Origin of the sequence: Acinetobacter sp. YH12218, from assembly GCF_013417925.1 — a bacterium.
In the GTDB taxonomy this organism is placed as follows: domain Bacteria; phylum Pseudomonadota; class Gammaproteobacteria; order Pseudomonadales; family Moraxellaceae; genus Acinetobacter; species Acinetobacter amyesii.
This window is the reverse complement of the sequence record NZ_VPDB01000008.1, coordinates 52,975-68,150: the sequence shown is the minus strand read 5'-3', so window position 1 is coordinate 68,150 and position 15,176 is coordinate 52,975. Positions and strand designations below refer to the sequence as shown.

The following is a 15,176-nucleotide window of genomic DNA, read 5'->3' as shown; positions in this document are numbered from 1 at the left end:
TTTGCTTTCACCACCAAACTCTAAATATGCATTGCGTTGTCATTGATTCGCCATATAAAAGCGTCACTGTATACAAAATAAACGACATGCATAGGCTTGAAATTGAGCAATAAGCGCCCAAAATACAGGTGGTGCAGGAATAATTAGCGAAAATTTGCCCCTGAGGCTTTACCCATTCCGCTTTTTTTAAGACAATATGCACATCTTTGAATTCTTATTCATCTTACTCTTTTAAACCATTTGTTTGGACTCTGACCTATGACAACCCCGCTTAACGAACGTCGTATTGCAAACGCAATTCGTGTATTGGCAATGGATGCTGTGCAAAAAGCAAATTCAGGACATCCAGGTGCTCCAATGGGGATGGCAGATATTGCTGATGTGGTATGGCGTGAATTCCTCAACCACAACCCTGCAAACCCACAATGGGCAAACCGTGACCGTTTCGTATTGTCAAACGGCCATGGCTCTATGTTGCAATATGCGTTATTGCATTTAACAGGTTATGACCTGTCTATTGAAGATTTGAAATCTTTCCGTCAATTGCATTCTAAAACTCCAGGTCACCCAGAATTGGGTTATGCACCGGGTATCGAAACAACGACTGGTCCATTGGGTCAAGGTATTGCAAACGCTGTAGGTTTTGCACTTGCTGAAAAAACTTTAGCGGCTCAATTCAACAAAGATGACATCACAGTTGTAGATCACAACACTTACTGTTTCTTGGGCGACGGCTGTTTAATGGAAGGTGTTTCTCACGAAGCATGTTCATTGGCTGGTACTTTGGGTCTAGGTAAATTGGTTGTTTACTACGATGACAACGGCATCTCAATTGACGGTGAAGTAGAAGGCTGGTTCTCTGATGATACAGAACAGCGTTTCCTTGCATACGGCTGGCAAGTACTGAAAGTTGACGGCCATGATGCAGACGCAATCCGTGCGGCAACTGTTGAAGCAAAAGCTGAAACTGCGAAACCAACCTTAATTATCTGTAAAACCATTATTGGTTTAGGTTCACCAAACAAACAAGGTAAAGAAGATTGCCACGGTGCGCCGCTTGGTAATGATGAAATCGCTTTAACTCGTGAAGCTTTGGGCTGGGCAGAAGGTCCATTTGAAATTCCTGCTGATGTTTATGCAGCTTGGGATGCAAAAGCCAAAGGTACTGCTTCTGAATCTGCTTGGAACGACACATTTGCTGCGTATGCTGCTAAATATCCAGCAGAAGCAGCTGAACTCAAACGTCGTCTTTCTGGTGACCTTCCTGCTGACTTCGCAGCAAAAGCGGATGCTTATATTGCTGAAGTAAATGCTAAAGCTGAAACAATCGCTACTCGTAAAGCTAGCCAAAATGCCATTCAAGCATTTGCACCACAGCTTCCAGAAATTCTAGGTGGTTCTGCTGACCTTGCAGGCTCTAACCTGACTTTATGGAAAGGAGCAGAAGGCGTTGAATCTAACCCAGCCGGTAACTACGTTCATTACGGCGTACGTGAATTCGGTATGACTGCGATTGCTAACGGTGTAGCGCTGCATGGCGGATTCGTTCCTTATGTAGCAACATTCTTAATGTTCATGGAATATGCGCGTAATGCAGTACGTATGTCTGCATTGATGAAACAACGTGTGATCCATGTTTATACACATGATTCGATCGGGTTGGGTGAAGATGGACCTACACACCAACCTGTAGAGCAAATTGCATCTTTACGTGGTACACCAAACCTAAACACTTGGCGTCCATGTGACACTGTAGAAGCGTCTATTTCTTGGAAATCTGCGCTGCTTCGTTCAGAAGGCCCTACAGCGTTAATCTTCTCTCGTCAAAACTTGCCATTCCAAACTCGTACAGCAGATCAAATTGCTGACGTAGCGAAAGGCGGTTATGTACTTGCAAAAGAAAAAGGTGAGTTGAAAGCAATCATCATTGCAACAGGTTCAGAAGTTTCATTGGCAATGGATGCTTACGCACAGTTAGAAGGCGTACGTGTGGTTTCTATGCCATGTGCTGAAGAATTCGTAAAACAAGACGCTGCTTACCGTGAAGCGGTTCTTCCAGCTGCGATCCGCGCTCGTGTTGCGGTTGAAGCTGCGCATGTGGATTACTGGTGGAAATTTGTAGGTCTTGACGGCCGTGTAATCGGTATGACGACTTACGGTGAATCTGCTCCAGCAAAAGACTTGTACAAACACTTCGGTATCACAGCTGATGCTGTTGTTGCTGCAGTGAAAGAAATTACCGCTTAATCTGTAAAGATTAACCGTAAAAAAGACGCCCCAGAGAAGGGGCGTTTTTTATTGCAGAGATTAAATTTATTTTTAATTGTGAAATAACGATTTGTAACGAATGAATTAAAGCATTGGTTTAAAATTAATTCATTCATGCAGTATTCAGCCACGGGTGCAATGTTGCCCCAAGTGAGGAAACGATGAGCCTTTACGATCAGATAAATGATGAAATTGTACTGATGGATGCTGGTGAACAGAAATGGATAGGCACGGACTTAGAGCTTGAAGCCATGGTTGCAGTAGAATTGATGCTGCAAGATTTGCAAGAAGACAAAGTGATTAAGATTCGCCGTAAGAACCATGAAAAGCATACAGGTCTAAAACAGGTAGATCGGATCTTGGTTGAAAAGCTATAAGCCGAATGGCCAAAAAGTCCGAATCTTCGGGCTTTTTATTTGCCTATCGTATTTATAAAAAAGATAAGTTTATAAAACAAATAAGAAAACGTCCTTTCAAGACTCATTATTCTTAAAAAAGAGCGCATTAAATAAAGTGTTTTCAACACATGAAGCTTTATTTCAGTTATAAAAATCCAGTGATCATTTAAAAAAGACATTGAACGTGCAAATACAGATTAAAAATTTAACAGAAATATCAAAAAACCAATGGCAGCCGCTTTGGGAGCTGTATTTAAAATTTTATAAAAGTCAGGTGGTAGATGCAATGACCGAGCGAACGTGGCACAGGTTACATGCTGCTGACTGCGAACATATGTATGGCTTTGCAGCTGTGATTGATCATCAAGTGGTTGGGATCGTGCATGTCATTGAACATGAGAGCTGCTGGACATTGCAGCCTTATGCCTATTTGCAGGACTTATATACCCTTGAGGATTATCGCGGGCAGGGCATTGGCAAGGCGCTGATCGCGAAAGTGAAAGAATATTGTGATCAGCGGCAGTGTGACCGTGTGTATTGGCTTACGCATCAGGACAATGAAACTGCGCAAAAGCTGTATGATCAAATCGCGAGAAAAACCGGATTTATCCAATACCGCTGTCATTAACTCAATGTAAAAGGCCATTCCAAATCAACAGCAGCTTTTGCGCATCTCAGTATTAAGCTGAAACTTTAAAGTTTTTAGCCGGGTCAGCATCTTGCTGAATGATCCATTCTCCACCTACGCGGAACGATGAGGCTGAGGCATAGGTATCTTCCATAAATTGGAAAAAGCTGATTAAACCGTTTTGAACTTTGGCTTTAATTGAAAAAGGCGAGGTGAAAGTATTTTTTGCATAGACTGAGGTGTAGGTGAATTGACCAAATACAGCTACAGTTTCATCCTCAGCGATCATATCGGTGATTTGAAAGTCGTCGATATTCCAGTAAGTGCCTACGTTGGCAAAGGTATAAATATAGATGGCTCTGCCTGTGCCAGACCCAGCCCATGGCTCAATTTGTTTCAGTTCTGGGTTGCTGAAGTTTAGGGAAACATACGCTGCGTCTTCGGCAACCAGTAGCTGAGTTGCATTTTCGACGAGTTCTTTTGAAGTATTCATAAGAAATGCCAAAACGACATCTTTGGGCGTTTTAGTATTTAAGGCTTTTTCAATAGCCAGCGATTGTTCTGTCATTTTTGGGTACTCAGATTTTTATGATGTCTAAAAATCTTAAGTGGATTTGTTTAGAAAACCTACGACTCAGATAGGTTGATGTTTCCTAAATTTAGGATAAATAACTCATGGATCAATTAAATTATTAATTATTTGAAATATATGGGAAATTTAATAATTGAGAGTGGTTGTAGATGCTGCTACAGATTTTACAAAACTATCGTTCTAAACATGCAACAAAACGTTTTATCTTTAAAGCTGTAATACGGTTAAAAACCTATAGACTTAATAGTATTCGATAGTGAGATAAAAACATGAACTTTAAAGCATTAACAATCGGTTTGGCGGTAGCATCAGTTACAACAATTTCTATGGCAAAACCTGTTGCCTATCAAATTGATCCTACTCATACAGCAACAGTATTTACTTGGAATCATTTTGGTTTCTCAACGCCTTCTGCAAACTTTAGTGACATTCAAGGGACAATTAATGTCGATAATGCAAAACCTGCAAATTCGTCTGTGAATGTGACGATTCCATTATCAAGCTTAAATACCAATGTCAAAGCATTAGATGATCATTTAAAAACAGCTGATTTCTTTGATGCTGAAAAATATCCAAATATCACGTTTAAAAGTACAAAAGTTCAAGCGATCAGCAAAACTAAATACAAAATCACGGGTGATTTAACAGTTAAAAATGTGACTAAACCAGTGGTATTGGACGCTGTATTGAACAAGCAAGCCGTTCACCCAATGACTAAGGCGGAAACGATTGGTTTCAATGCAACGACTTCTTTTGATCGTTCAGCATTTGGTGTAGGTGCATATGTACCGAATGTAGGCGACAAAATTACGGTAAATATTACGACTGAAGCGGCTGTGTCTACAGCAAAGGCAGCAGCGAAATAAGATTTAGCTCCCTCAGTTAAGTTAGGAAAGCACCCATTTGGGTGCTTTTTTATGTTTGGCAGATATTTAATTGGTGCTTGATTAATCGCGATTGAGCAGTAATAGGCAGCCAAAACTGATGAAGATTCCACCGGTAATTGCGTCAATTTTTTTACTAAATTTTTGATAGTAATGCGTCATTTTAGGTGCTGAGAATAAGACCGCAACCAATGCAAACCAAATCAAACTTTCAATAAAGACTAAAGCTAATAAAGAGCTTTGATCAAAAATACTGACCTTTGCACTGATTCCAATGGAAAATACACTACTGAAATAAACCAATGCTTTAGGATTGGCCATATTGGTCAAGAAACCTTGGAATAATAGCGTCAAAGGCGATTTTTTCTGTACAGCTTGCTCGGTTGGTTTTGTTATTGTGCCGAGGTCTTTACTCCACGCAGACTTTAATAACTGAGTGCCTAAATATAAAAGATATAGGCCGCCCAAAATCATGAGGCATTGTTGTAACCAAGCCATTTTTTGAAATAGAAAATGTAAGCCACTTATTGCACAAATTGACCAAACCAAGATACTGAGTGAAATACCTAATGCGGCAAATAATGCATGTGATCTGGATTGTCGAATGGCACTTTGAGTGACGAAAAAGAAGTCTGGGCCTGGGCTGATGAGAGCAAAAAAGTGGATGAGCGCAATACTGAGTAAGGGAGTCATTCTAATGGCTTATACGTTTTGAAGTGCAACTGTTATAAGCCATTTAGCTTTAAATTAATAGCTATTTTAAAGCTCAAGCTGTTGTAAAAATTGTTGCAAAATCATGGGAGCAACACGTTCTAAATGAGGTGTATGTTGTTGGCTTTCCATGCGCAAATTTGGAATGTTAATTTGTGCTTTATGTAATTCACATGTATGCCCAATCAGCCATTTTTCCATGGCCTGTGCTTCTGCTTCGATGTGAAACTGTAGGGCTAAAATATTGGGCCCACAGCTAAACGCTTGATTCGGGTATATTGTCGAGCTGGCAAGTAGCTTTGCATTTGTAGGTAAATCAAAGGTATCACCATGCCAATGCAGTACAGGCACTTGATCTAACGGCGCTAATATATTGTCAGCAATATTATCAAGCTCTAAGGCACTCCAACCGATTTCTTTGCTATGACCTGGATAAACTTTAGCTCCCAATGCATGTGCAATAAGCTGAGCACCTAAGCAAATGCCTAAAGTCGGTAAGTTGCTCGCTAAACGTACTTTAAGTAAGTCTATTTCTTTTTGTAGGAAAGGGTAGTCATTAGTTTCATAAACTCCGATCGGGCCGCCCAAAATGATGGTAAGCCCTGTATGTTGCATAGCTTTACTGAGGTCATCGATACCAGCTTCGAAGTATCTCACCCGATAACCCAGTTGATAAAATACATCTTCCAATGAACCCAAATCTTCAAATGCAAGGTGTTGAATGACGTAAATGGTTTCGTTTAATGCAGTACTCATAGGGATTTTTCAGGATTAAAATTTCAAAATAGAATGTAGCTTGAATTGTCGGAGATTAAAAAGGAAAACTGTAAATTTTTCACAATTGCGAAAAGAGATAAATATAGAAGTTGGCTTGAAGCATATTGTTTTTTTCTTTGAATGATTAGGTCTGAAAATTGAACTTAGCATTTAAAACCTTTGTACTGTGAAGTAAGGGATTCTCGAAAGGCTTTATTGGCAAAATTTATGAGAAAAAGTGCATGATATTTTGATAAAGCTTTGGTTTAGTATAAAAAAAAGATGAAAAACCAATGGAAAAGCGTTTAGAGATGCGTATGATGAAATCTTCGACAAACAACAGTTCATTTTTCTTTTAATATCATCACATAATTAGATAACTGATTTTAAAAGTAAAAAAATATAAGCCAGGGAACTTGTATGCAGTCAAAACATAATCGAGATGCCAGTCTCTTGCATGCGATACATAAAATTTTATTGAAGGAATGGGACCCGTTAGGGATTCGCCGTATTCCTGCTTTACGTGATGAATATGATGATTATTTGCCCAATATTTTTAAATTAATTCAAGAGGATTCTAGTGAATCAGAAATTTTTGAATATTTATGGTGGGTTGAGCAAAAGGTCTTAGAAAAAAAAGGACAGAAGGAACATACCCTAAAAATTGCGAAAATGTTGAAGGCAATTGAGCGCTAGTTTGCGGTCGTGTACGCATAAAAAACCGATTCGTTGTCCGTATCGGTTTTTTATTTTAAATCTCTTAGAAGTCTCTTAGAAACGGTTTAGAATTTCTTTTCTAAGGTAAACATAAAGCTTGGAATTGCTTCATTGATACGAGATTGGTATAGCGCGCCAGAACTTTGTTCTTTTAACACTTCTTTATAATCTGAGCTGAGAATATTACGTGCATTCACCGATGCAGACCAATTTTGATCAAAGCGTTTAGTAAAACTCACATCCATATTGACGCGTTCATTGCTGGTGCGATTGTACGGTTCGTTACTCAGCGCACGTGTATATTCAGGGGTATAATTGAGGTTCACACTTGTTGCAATACGCCACGGTTGATAGTTATAAGATAAACCAGCACTTGCGGTATAAGGTGCAACATCACTTGCCAAACGGTCAGAGCCGTCAGTTTCTTCAATTTTTGCACGTACAGTTGAAAGTTGAGCATTCAACATAAATGAATGACCATTCTCCGTTTGCTTCAGTGCATAACGTCCAGCAATTTCCACACCATAAGTAGTTGCACTGTCTTGGTTATATGGACGTTCGACAAAACGGCAATCGGTATTTCCTGCTTCACAACGACCACCTGTAGTATTTTCTGACAGGATCGATTTTTCGATATAGTCATTAATTTCTCGATAATATGCTGTGATATTTACGCCGCCAGCAGAGGTGTTATAACCTAGGGTTGTTTCGTAAGCATTAATAGTTTCAGGTCTTAGGTCAGGATTACCACCACGATCAGGGTTGTTTAGTGTCCCAGCATCACTATCTGTAGAAACTGAAACCGTCGGCATCAATTGATTGCTACGTGGATTTTTAAAAGCCTGACTCAAGTTGGTTTGGAGTGACCATTGGTCATTAAAGTCAAAACGGTGTGCTAATACAGGACTTAAATGCTGATCTTGATAATCCACTAAACCTGAACGATCAATCCACTCTTGGCGTACACCTAGAGTTAAGGTTTGGCGCGGCGTATATTTCCAACTTCCTTCAACATAGGCAGCATACAATTGTTCATCCAAGGTCTCTGCAATATTGCTTTCAAGTTCATTGCTACGTAGATCAGTACCAAATTTTATTTGGCGTTTTGAGTCGAACTTGCGGACACCGTCGTAGCCTAAGCCATATTCATTAATTTGTTCATCAATATATGATTGAGAATTTCTATACTCTGTAAATTCCGTTTCATTTTGCTGCTCGATTGATAAGCGAATTTTGTCGGAATTACCTTGGTCTTTACGCTCATATCGTGTGTTGAGTCGAATGCTGTCATTTTTATCTTTTTGGACTTGGGAGCCACTTGTGCCTTCGCTTTCATTGTTGCGATAAAACATTTCAGCGACCAGTTTTTGTTGATCATCAAGTTGATATTCAACACGTGGGGTCAGCATTTGCGACGTACGATTGGTGATGCGTTTTTGAGTTTTCGTTCCTGTTGCATCTTGTGTACGGGTGAGTGTATCTGAATCATTCCACATTTGGCTCCCAGATAAACTATAGATCCAAGGGTCTGAACGACCATCCATTTGAAAATTTAAATTGGTGCGTTCTTCTTCACGTGTATTTGACTTGGTTAGGCCATAACCAGCACGTACAGATCCACTCAAACGCGTGCCATTCAATGGTTCTTTTAAAATAATATTAATGACTGCAGATGAAGCAACCGAGCCTTGAGCAACGCTGGGTTGCTTGGTGATTTCAAGGCGTTCGATCATTTCCGGTGTAATGCTATCAACAACTGACATGCCGCCGCGAGGACCACCTTGTACAGGTTCACCATTGATTAAAAACACGGGTGCGCCACCACCACGAAAGCGCATGCCGCCAGCACCTGCACCACCACGTGGACCACCGCCAGCACCGGGCAGTTGAAACCCTGCAGCACGGCGCAGCGCATCATTGATTGACTGATCGCCAAATTTCAACATTTCATCACGGCTTATAATAGTTTTTGCGACAGCACTGATATCTGGGTCTTTGGGCTTAGTGCTTGCTGTCGGAACTTCAAATGTTAAAGCTTCCATTTGCTGAACTGCTACAGATTCTTGCGGATTTTGAACAGTATCTGCGGCCCAAATTGATGTTGAGATCGTAAGTAATGCGTAACTTAAGCTGGTCAGTTTGAGTGTAGTGTGCGCGCCGTGCATTATTTGGTTGTCCAAATGTAATTTTGGCAAAGAATAACGGAAAATTATGGAGAAAAATTGAGGAAAATTGGCGAGATGAGCATTTCATCAGATTATTTTTTAACAGGTAGGTGAAAGGTCGTGTGGCAATAGGGGAAGCCTTATTCGTTGGGGGAAAATTAAGGCCTATTAACGTCGCTACAATATAATAAATAACTGAGGTGACGCAGTAGCATCAGAAGCGTACTTTGCTTCAAATAATAAAGATACGCGGTAATGTCATGCGCAATTGTTTGAGACAGGACGACTTCTAATCAAAAATGTTTTTGCGATACGTTGAATAATTTGACGGTAGTGAACGAGTTTTGTTGGTGAGGTGCATTGCACCGCAAGATGGTTTCCTTGCGAAGCTTCGCATCTCATTTTGCCGAATGAAAAACAACGTATCGTATGTGTACCTCCAGCCGAAGGCTAATCTCTTTATTCAATCCCTAAATGCGAAATTACTTTTATGTGCATAACATGAGTAAATAAATCTAAAAATAAGCCGTTGAAGAAAAATTTAGACATAAAAAAACCCTCATCTTTCGATGAGGGTTTTTCGTATTCTGGAGCGGGAAAGGAGACTCGAACTCCCGACCCCAACCTTGGCAAGGTTATGCTCTACCAACTGAGCTATTCCCGCAATGAGGTGAATTATAGAGAATTTCACACAACTGTCAACTCTCTATGCTTCTGTTTGCTCAATTAATCAGCACGGCGCCAAATAGTACCTTGACGAGTATCTTCAAGGACAACACCTTGATCTAACAAAGATTGACGAATTTCATCTGCTTTGGCAAATTCTTTGGCCTTTTTCGCATCTTTACGTTGTTGAATTAAATCTTCAATTTGCTCTTCAGAGAGACCTAGAGCTTCCTGACCAATATCTGATTTTAAGAATTCATCAACATTATGCTGAACCAAACCTAAAATATTGGTTAAGTGACGCAATGTCGAATAATACACAGCCGCTTGTTCAGCATTTTCATCTTTTACGGCACGGTTCAATTCTTTGTTGACTTCAAACAATACCGCAATTGCTTCTGCGGTGTTGAAATCATCACGCATAGCGGCGTTAAAGCGCTCAACTAAAGCATCATCCAAAGTTTCTACGGTTTTTTCACCATAGACTTGCTGATAAGCTTTAAATGAATGATAGAAACGGGAAAGGGTATTTTTCGCTTCTTTTAAAGCAGTGTCAGAGAAGTTTACTGGGCTACGGTAATGTGATGACACAATAAAGAAGCGAATCACTTCAGGGTGGAATTTATCCATCACATCACGAATAGTGAAGAAGTTACCTAAAGACTTCGACATTTTTTCGCCATCGACATTAATAAAGCCGACGTGCATCCAGTAATTAACATACTGTTCGCCAGTAGATGCCTCAGATTGCGCAATTTCATTTTCATGATGTGGGAAAGTTAAGTCTGAACCGCCACCATGAATATCAAAATGGTTACCTAAGCAGCAGGTCGACATCGCTGAACATTCAATATGCCAGCCCGGACGACCATAGCCCCAAGGCGAAGCCCAAGAAGGTTCATTTTCTTTGGCATGTTTCCAAAGCACGAAGTCAAAAGGATGTTTCTTTTCTACTTCTACATCAACACGTTCAGAAGCACCAGCCTGCATGTCGTCAAGTTTACGACCCGAAAGACGACCATATTTGGCAAACTTTTCAACTTCAAAATAAACATCGCCATTTGCAGATGGATATGCTGTACCTTTGTTAACCAAGTTACCAATCATATTCTGCATTTGATCGATATAGTCTGTTGCACGTGGTGCTTCATCAGGTGCTGCACAACCTAAATTGGCAGCATCTTCGTTCATGGCCTTGATAAAGCGATTGGTTAAAGCAGTAATGCTTTCGCCATTTTCATTGGCACGAGCAATGATTTTGTCGTCAATATCGGTAATGTTGCGAACGTATTTAACGTTCCAGCCCTGACTGCGCAGGAAACGGATAATGTAGTCGAATGCAACCATAACTCGAGCATGACCAATATGACAGTAGTCATACACGGTCATTCCACAGACATACATGTCGATATGTCCTTCTTTACGAGGTACGAATTCTACTTTTTTACGTTGCTCTGAGTTATATAGAACAAAAGGTTGCATAGGTCTTCAAATTGTTTCTACCAAAAGATGGCTCATCTTAACCTAAGCATTTTTATTCATAAAGTTAAAACCCAAAAAAGCAGATATTTTTTAATGCTTGATGTCTTTGCGTTGCTAAAAATAGCGTAGAAGGCTCATTGGATTCGGTCTGAATCTCATTCGAGTGCTGAATTCAATTTATCTGTCCGGAAGATAAAAATGAAGAAATGCATCTTTTCTGCATAATTCATGAATTCTTATACATTTGGAAACGTGCTATTTGCATAGATATGATAAAATTGTGAAAATTTTTTATTTTGAAAGTGAGAGCGCACCTCTCACGGCTTAAGGTATAACAACTTTGAATCCACCAAATATGCCGAATCAAGTCGATTTTCAGAAAGTCGCATTAGAAACTTTGCGTATTGAAGAGCATGCTTTACAAGTATTAGCGACTCAAATAGATGATCGTTTTAGCCAAGCCTGCGAAATCATTTTACAGTGCAAAGGGCGTTTAGTGATTACTGGTATGGGTAAATCGGGTCATATCGGTCGTAAAATGGCCGCTACGTTTGCCTCGACCGGTACGCCATCTTTCTTCATGCATCCGGGTGAAGCGGGGCATGGTGATTTGGGCATGTTGGTTAAAGGTGATGTGCTCATTGCAATTTCAAACTCAGGTAAGAGTGATGAAATTATGATGCTCATGCCGTTGATCAAACATTTGGGCATTCCTCTAATTACCATGAGTGGCGACAATAAAGGCCCAATGCCACAAAATGCTGATGTCGCATTGACCTTGGGTAATATTCAAGAAGCATGCCCTTTGGGTCTAGCGCCGACTTCAAGTACCACTGCAACATTAGCCTTAGGTGATGCCCTTGCAGTTGCATTATTGGATGCACGTGGCTTTACCTCAGATGATTTCGCACGTTCTCATCCTGCTGGAGCGTTGGGTAAGCGTTTGTTATTGCATGTAAAACATCTTATGCATACAGGTGAAGACTTACCCAAAGTGTCGCCAGAGACACCAATGAATAAAGTCCTGTACGAAATTTCAAATAAACGTTTGGGTCTCACCACGATCGTCGATGAAAACGATACCTTATTGGGCATTTTTACCGATGGTGATTTACGTCGTTTGATTGATAAACAGCAAGGCTTTGATGTGAATATGAAAGTCTCAGAAGTGATGATTAAAAATCCTTTGACGATTTCACAAGAAGAACGTGCGGTACATGCTTTAGAACGTATGAACGAAAAGAAAATTACACAATTTGTAGTTGTTGATGATGCCAATAAAGTGATTGGGATTATCAGCATGCATGATCTGATTCAGGCTGGGGTAAATTAAGAAAATGGCATCGTATGTATTGCTAGAACAAGCGCGTCACATAGAAGCACTGGTACTGGATGTAGATGGAATTTTAAGTGATGGATTTGTAACGTTGACCAATAGTGGCGATGAAATCAAATCTTTTGATATTCGTGATGGCTTGGGCATGAAGTTAGTGCAAAAAGCGGGTATCAAAGTCATCATTATTACCGGCCGTAAAAGTAATATTGTTGAAAAACGCATGTCTGACTTAGGTGTCGATTTGGTCTTTCAAGGACGTGAAGACAAAGGTGTTGCCTTGACTGAAGCCTGTGCACAGTTTGGTATTGATCCTTCAGATTGCCTATATATGGGTGATGATTGGCCGGATCTTTCAGCCTTTGCTATTGCAGGGATGAAAGTGACCGTACCGAATGGACATTTAGAAGTACGTCGCCGTGCAGATCTTGTTACGCAGGCGATGGGTGGACGTGGTGCTGTTCGTGAAATCTGCGATATGCTTTTAGTTTCTAAAGGTGTATACCAGGAACTACTTGAAAAATATGCAAGTGCACCTTATTAATAAATTGATGCAGTCATTGGATTGAATCTCCGCTTATGGATACTAAAGTTTTATACGTGACAGCTGTGGTCATTGCTGCAGTAAGCGGTGGTTTTTATTATTTCGGTGGAAAGGGTAATAAGCTTCAGGCGGACTCTTCGAAAAGTATGACTTACTCAGCTGAAAACATTAACCTGACGCAGACTGATGAGCAGGGAAAATTGCATATTCGTGCGCAAGTCGATCGACTTGAGCAGGATTTGCAAAAGCAAACGTCTCATTTGGTCAATCTGAAAGCATCGACCTATCAAGATGGTGCTGTCGATGCCACGTTTTTTGCCAAACAAGCCAATGGTATGGACGATAACCAAAAAGTCGTGCTGAGTGACAATGTGGTTGCAACGAAATTGATGCGTGAAGGGCAAATGGAGTTTCGTACTGAGGAACTAACTGCTTTTCCAAAACAGCGTGAAATAGAAACGGACAAGACTGTAACGGTGATTTCACCACAAGCCGAATTTGTCAGCCAAGGTTTAAAAGCAAATTTAAACGGCGGTCAATACGAATTTTTTAATATTCGAGGAAAGTATGAACCATAATTTTAATCGAAAAACTGCAAAAACTTTCCTAAAACGTACAGCGCTACTCGGTTCACTGGCGTTATGTTCAGTTGCAGCTTTTGCTTTGCCTTCAGACCGTAATCAACCGATTTCATTGGTTGCCGATCGTGCAACATTTAATGAAAAAACTGGGATTACGACGTATACCGGTAATGTCATCATTGAACAGGGTTCGATGAAGCTTCAGGCAAACTCAATCGTTGCGAACTTAAACAGCAAAAAAGAGATCAGTACGATTACAGCAACGGGTGGGCCAGCACATTTCCAACAAAAAACTGACCCTGCCAAAGGCTATGCGAAAGGCCAAGCACAGAAAATCGTCTACAATGCTGAAACAGGTATTATCACCATGACGGGTGGTGCTTTGTTGCAACAAGATGGTGCAAGTATTCGTGGTAATAGCTTGAAATACAGTATGAATAAAGGCGATATCGTTGCTGAAGGTACGCCAAATAAATCTGGATCTTCTTCAGGTCGTGTACAAATCGTGATTCCGCCGTCAAGCACTAAGTCCTTCCCAGGAGCACGTGATTAATGGAGCAGACCTCGCAAGTTCAAACTTTATGTATTAAGCATTTAGCCAAAAACTACAGTAAGCGTTGGGTGGTAAAGGATGTGTCCTTTAGCATGCAAAGTGGTCAAATTGTGGGTTTACTTGGTCCAAATGGTGCAGGTAAAACCACAAGCTTCTATATGGTTGTTGGCTTAGTTCGTATGGATAAAGGTGAGATTCATTTAGATGATCTTGATTTGTCTGACTTGGCAATGCATGAGCGCGCACGTAAAGGTATTGGTTATCTACCTCAAGAAGCATCTATTTTTAGAAAATTAACCATTTCTGAAAATATCATGTCGATTTTAGAAACCCGTAAAGATCTAAATAAGCAACAACGTCAGCAACGTTTAACGGAATTGCTTGCTGACTTTAAAATCACACACATCAAAGATTCTCTTGGTATGAGTGTGTCGGGTGGTGAGCGACGCCGTGCGGAAATCGCGCGCGCGTTAGCTGCAGACCCTAAATTTATGTTGCTAGATGAACCTTTTGCAGGGGTCGATCCTATTTCAGTGGGTGATATTAAAGACATTATCCGAACATTGAAAGATCGTGGTATTGGCGTATTAATTACAGATCATAATGTGCGTGAAACCCTTGCGATTTGTGAGCATGCTTATATCGTGAGCGAAGGTTCAGTGATTGCAGAAGGTACTCCAGAAGAAGTCCTTGCAGATGAAACGGTACGTAAAGTTTATCTTGGTGATGATTTTATCGTTTAATTGAATAATATAAGAAATTTCCCGTTGAATGGCGCTAGTTTCATTCAGCGGGTTTATGTTATTGTCTGAAATGACAAAAACTGAGCGATTAATCTAAAAAATTAACAAGAATTCAGTATACTTTAAACTAAAAATACGACCTGCAAAAATCATGC

At 40.3% G+C, this 15,176-nt stretch carries 15 protein-coding genes and 1 tRNA gene; 10 read left to right on the top strand and 6 right to left on the bottom strand.

Annotation, left to right across the window (positions count from 1 at the left end; all coding sequences use genetic code 11):
* Positions 1-258: 258 nt before the first annotated feature.
* The 3 genes from tkt (at position 259) to FTV03_RS03930 (ending at position 3,294) form a co-directional block, all read left to right on the top strand.
* Positions 259-2,247, top strand: coding sequence for a transketolase (tkt, locus tag FTV03_RS03940; RefSeq protein ID WP_180040063.1), 1,989 nt, complete (start codon positions 259-261; stop codon positions 2,245-2,247).
* A 182-nt stretch (positions 2,248-2,429) separates the two neighbouring features.
* On the top strand, positions 2,430-2,645 hold the full coding sequence (locus FTV03_RS03935) for a hypothetical protein (RefSeq protein ID WP_078188774.1): 216 nt from the start codon (positions 2,430-2,432) through the stop codon (positions 2,643-2,645).
* Positions 2,646-2,850: 205 nt separating this feature from the next.
* Positions 2,851-3,294: a GNAT family N-acetyltransferase gene (locus FTV03_RS03930; RefSeq protein WP_373685110.1), complete on the top strand. Its 444-nt coding sequence runs from the start codon at positions 2,851-2,853 to the stop codon at positions 3,292-3,294.
* Between the two features lie 52 nt (positions 3,295-3,346).
* Here FTV03_RS03930 and FTV03_RS17875 read toward each other — a convergent pair whose 3' ends face one another.
* On the bottom strand, positions 3,347-3,862 hold the full coding sequence (locus FTV03_RS17875; RefSeq protein ID WP_252725773.1) for a nuclear transport factor 2 family protein: 516 nt from the start codon (positions 3,860-3,862) through the stop codon (positions 3,347-3,349).
* A gap of 293 nt (positions 3,863-4,155) precedes the next feature.
* Here FTV03_RS17875 and FTV03_RS03920 point away from each other — a divergent pair, with 293 nt between their 5' ends.
* Positions 4,156-4,752 (top strand): YceI family protein, encoded by a 597-nt coding sequence (locus FTV03_RS03920; protein WP_078188771.1) that lies wholly within the window; start codon positions 4,156-4,158, stop codon positions 4,750-4,752.
* Positions 4,753-4,833: 81 nt separating this feature from the next.
* On the opposite strand, the gene FTV03_RS03915 is transcribed toward FTV03_RS03920, so the two are convergent.
* A complete protein-coding gene (locus FTV03_RS03915) occupies positions 4,834-5,463 on the bottom strand; it encodes a LysE family transporter (protein ID WP_180010148.1) in 630 nt (209 codons plus the stop codon).
* A 66-nt stretch (positions 5,464-5,529) separates the two neighbouring features.
* On the bottom strand, positions 5,530-6,237 hold the full coding sequence (locus FTV03_RS03910; protein WP_180040058.1) for a glutamine amidotransferase: 708 nt from the start codon (positions 6,235-6,237) through the stop codon (positions 5,530-5,532).
* Positions 6,238-6,657: 420 nt separating this feature from the next.
* Between FTV03_RS03910 and FTV03_RS03905 the strand changes: the two genes are divergently transcribed.
* The gene (locus FTV03_RS03905; protein WP_078193570.1) at positions 6,658-6,933 is read left to right on the top strand and encodes a hypothetical protein; all 276 of its coding nucleotides are present in this window, start codon (positions 6,658-6,660) and stop codon (positions 6,931-6,933) included.
* Positions 6,934-7,019: 86 nt separating this feature from the next.
* Here FTV03_RS03905 and FTV03_RS03900 read toward each other — a convergent pair whose 3' ends face one another.
* The 3 genes from FTV03_RS03900 to cysS form a co-directional block, all read right to left on the bottom strand.
* Positions 7,020-9,119, bottom strand: coding sequence for a TonB-dependent siderophore receptor (locus FTV03_RS03900; protein ID WP_180040056.1), 2,100 nt, complete (start codon positions 9,117-9,119; stop codon positions 7,020-7,022).
* A 588-nt stretch (positions 9,120-9,707) separates the two neighbouring features.
* Positions 9,708-9,783: transfer RNA gene (locus tag FTV03_RS03895), tRNA-Gly, on the bottom strand.
* A 62-nt stretch (positions 9,784-9,845) separates the two neighbouring features.
* Positions 9,846-11,267 (bottom strand): cysteine--tRNA ligase, encoded by a 1,422-nt coding sequence (gene cysS, locus FTV03_RS03890; RefSeq protein WP_180040054.1) that lies wholly within the window; start codon positions 11,265-11,267, stop codon positions 9,846-9,848.
* 355 nt (positions 11,268-11,622) lie between these two features.
* Between cysS and FTV03_RS03885 the strand changes: the two genes are divergently transcribed.
* The 5 genes from FTV03_RS03885 to lptB are packed head-to-tail and all read left to right on the top strand — an operon-like array spanning position 11,623 to position 15,021.
* Positions 11,623-12,600 carry an SIS domain-containing protein gene (locus FTV03_RS03885; protein ID WP_168377848.1) on the top strand — a complete coding sequence of 326 codons (978 nt, stop codon included), beginning with the start codon at positions 11,623-11,625 and terminating at the stop codon, positions 12,598-12,600.
* Positions 12,601-12,604: 4 nt separating this feature from the next.
* Positions 12,605-13,144 carry an HAD family hydrolase gene (locus FTV03_RS03880; RefSeq protein ID WP_078188762.1) on the top strand — a complete coding sequence of 180 codons (540 nt, stop codon included), beginning with the start codon at positions 12,605-12,607 and terminating at the stop codon, positions 13,142-13,144.
* A 35-nt stretch (positions 13,145-13,179) separates the two neighbouring features.
* A complete protein-coding gene (lptC, locus tag FTV03_RS03875) occupies positions 13,180-13,722 on the top strand; it encodes an LPS export ABC transporter periplasmic protein LptC (RefSeq protein ID WP_180040052.1) in 543 nt (180 codons plus the stop codon).
* Positions 13,712-14,278: a lipopolysaccharide transport periplasmic protein LptA gene (gene lptA / locus FTV03_RS03870; protein ID WP_111883783.1), complete on the top strand. Its 567-nt coding sequence runs from the start codon at positions 13,712-13,714 to the stop codon at positions 14,276-14,278. Before lptC ends, lptA begins: the two co-directional genes overlap by 11 nt.
* Entirely contained in the window at positions 14,278-15,021 is a 744-nt protein-coding gene (gene lptB, locus FTV03_RS03865; RefSeq protein ID WP_180040050.1) for an LPS export ABC transporter ATP-binding protein, read from the top strand. Before lptA ends, lptB begins: the two co-directional genes overlap by 1 nt.
* The last annotated feature ends 155 nt before the right edge of the window (positions 15,022-15,176 follow it).

Coding starts and splice junctions, on each gene's coding strand:
- tkt (WP_180040063.1), top strand. CDS start 259: ATGACAACCCCGCTTAACGAACGTCGTATTGCAAACGCAATTCGTGTA.
- FTV03_RS03935 (WP_078188774.1), top strand. CDS start 2,430: ATGAGCCTTTACGATCAGATAAATGATGAAATTGTACTGATGGATGCT.
- FTV03_RS17875 (WP_252725773.1), bottom strand. CDS start 3,862: ATGACAGAACAATCGCTGGCTATTGAAAAAGCCTTAAATACTAAAACG.
- FTV03_RS03920 (WP_078188771.1), top strand. CDS start 4,156: ATGAACTTTAAAGCATTAACAATCGGTTTGGCGGTAGCATCAGTTACA.
- FTV03_RS03915 (WP_180010148.1), bottom strand. CDS start 5,463: ATGACTCCCTTACTCAGTATTGCGCTCATCCACTTTTTTGCTCTCATC.
- FTV03_RS03910 (WP_180040058.1), bottom strand. CDS start 6,237: ATGAGTACTGCATTAAACGAAACCATTTACGTCATTCAACACCTTGCA.
- FTV03_RS03905 (WP_078193570.1), top strand. CDS start 6,658: ATGCAGTCAAAACATAATCGAGATGCCAGTCTCTTGCATGCGATACAT.
- FTV03_RS03900 (WP_180040056.1), bottom strand. CDS start 9,119: ATGCACGGCGCGCACACTACACTCAAACTGACCAGCTTAAGTTACGCA.
- cysS (WP_180040054.1), bottom strand. CDS start 11,267: ATGCAACCTTTTGTTCTATATAACTCAGAGCAACGTAAAAAAGTAGAA.
- FTV03_RS03885 (WP_168377848.1), top strand. CDS start 11,623: ATGCCGAATCAAGTCGATTTTCAGAAAGTCGCATTAGAAACTTTGCGT.
- FTV03_RS03880 (WP_078188762.1), top strand. CDS start 12,605: ATGGCATCGTATGTATTGCTAGAACAAGCGCGTCACATAGAAGCACTG.
- lptC (WP_180040052.1), top strand. CDS start 13,180: ATGGATACTAAAGTTTTATACGTGACAGCTGTGGTCATTGCTGCAGTA.
- lptA (WP_111883783.1), top strand. CDS start 13,712: ATGAACCATAATTTTAATCGAAAAACTGCAAAAACTTTCCTAAAACGT.
- lptB (WP_180040050.1), top strand. CDS start 14,278: ATGGAGCAGACCTCGCAAGTTCAAACTTTATGTATTAAGCATTTAGCC.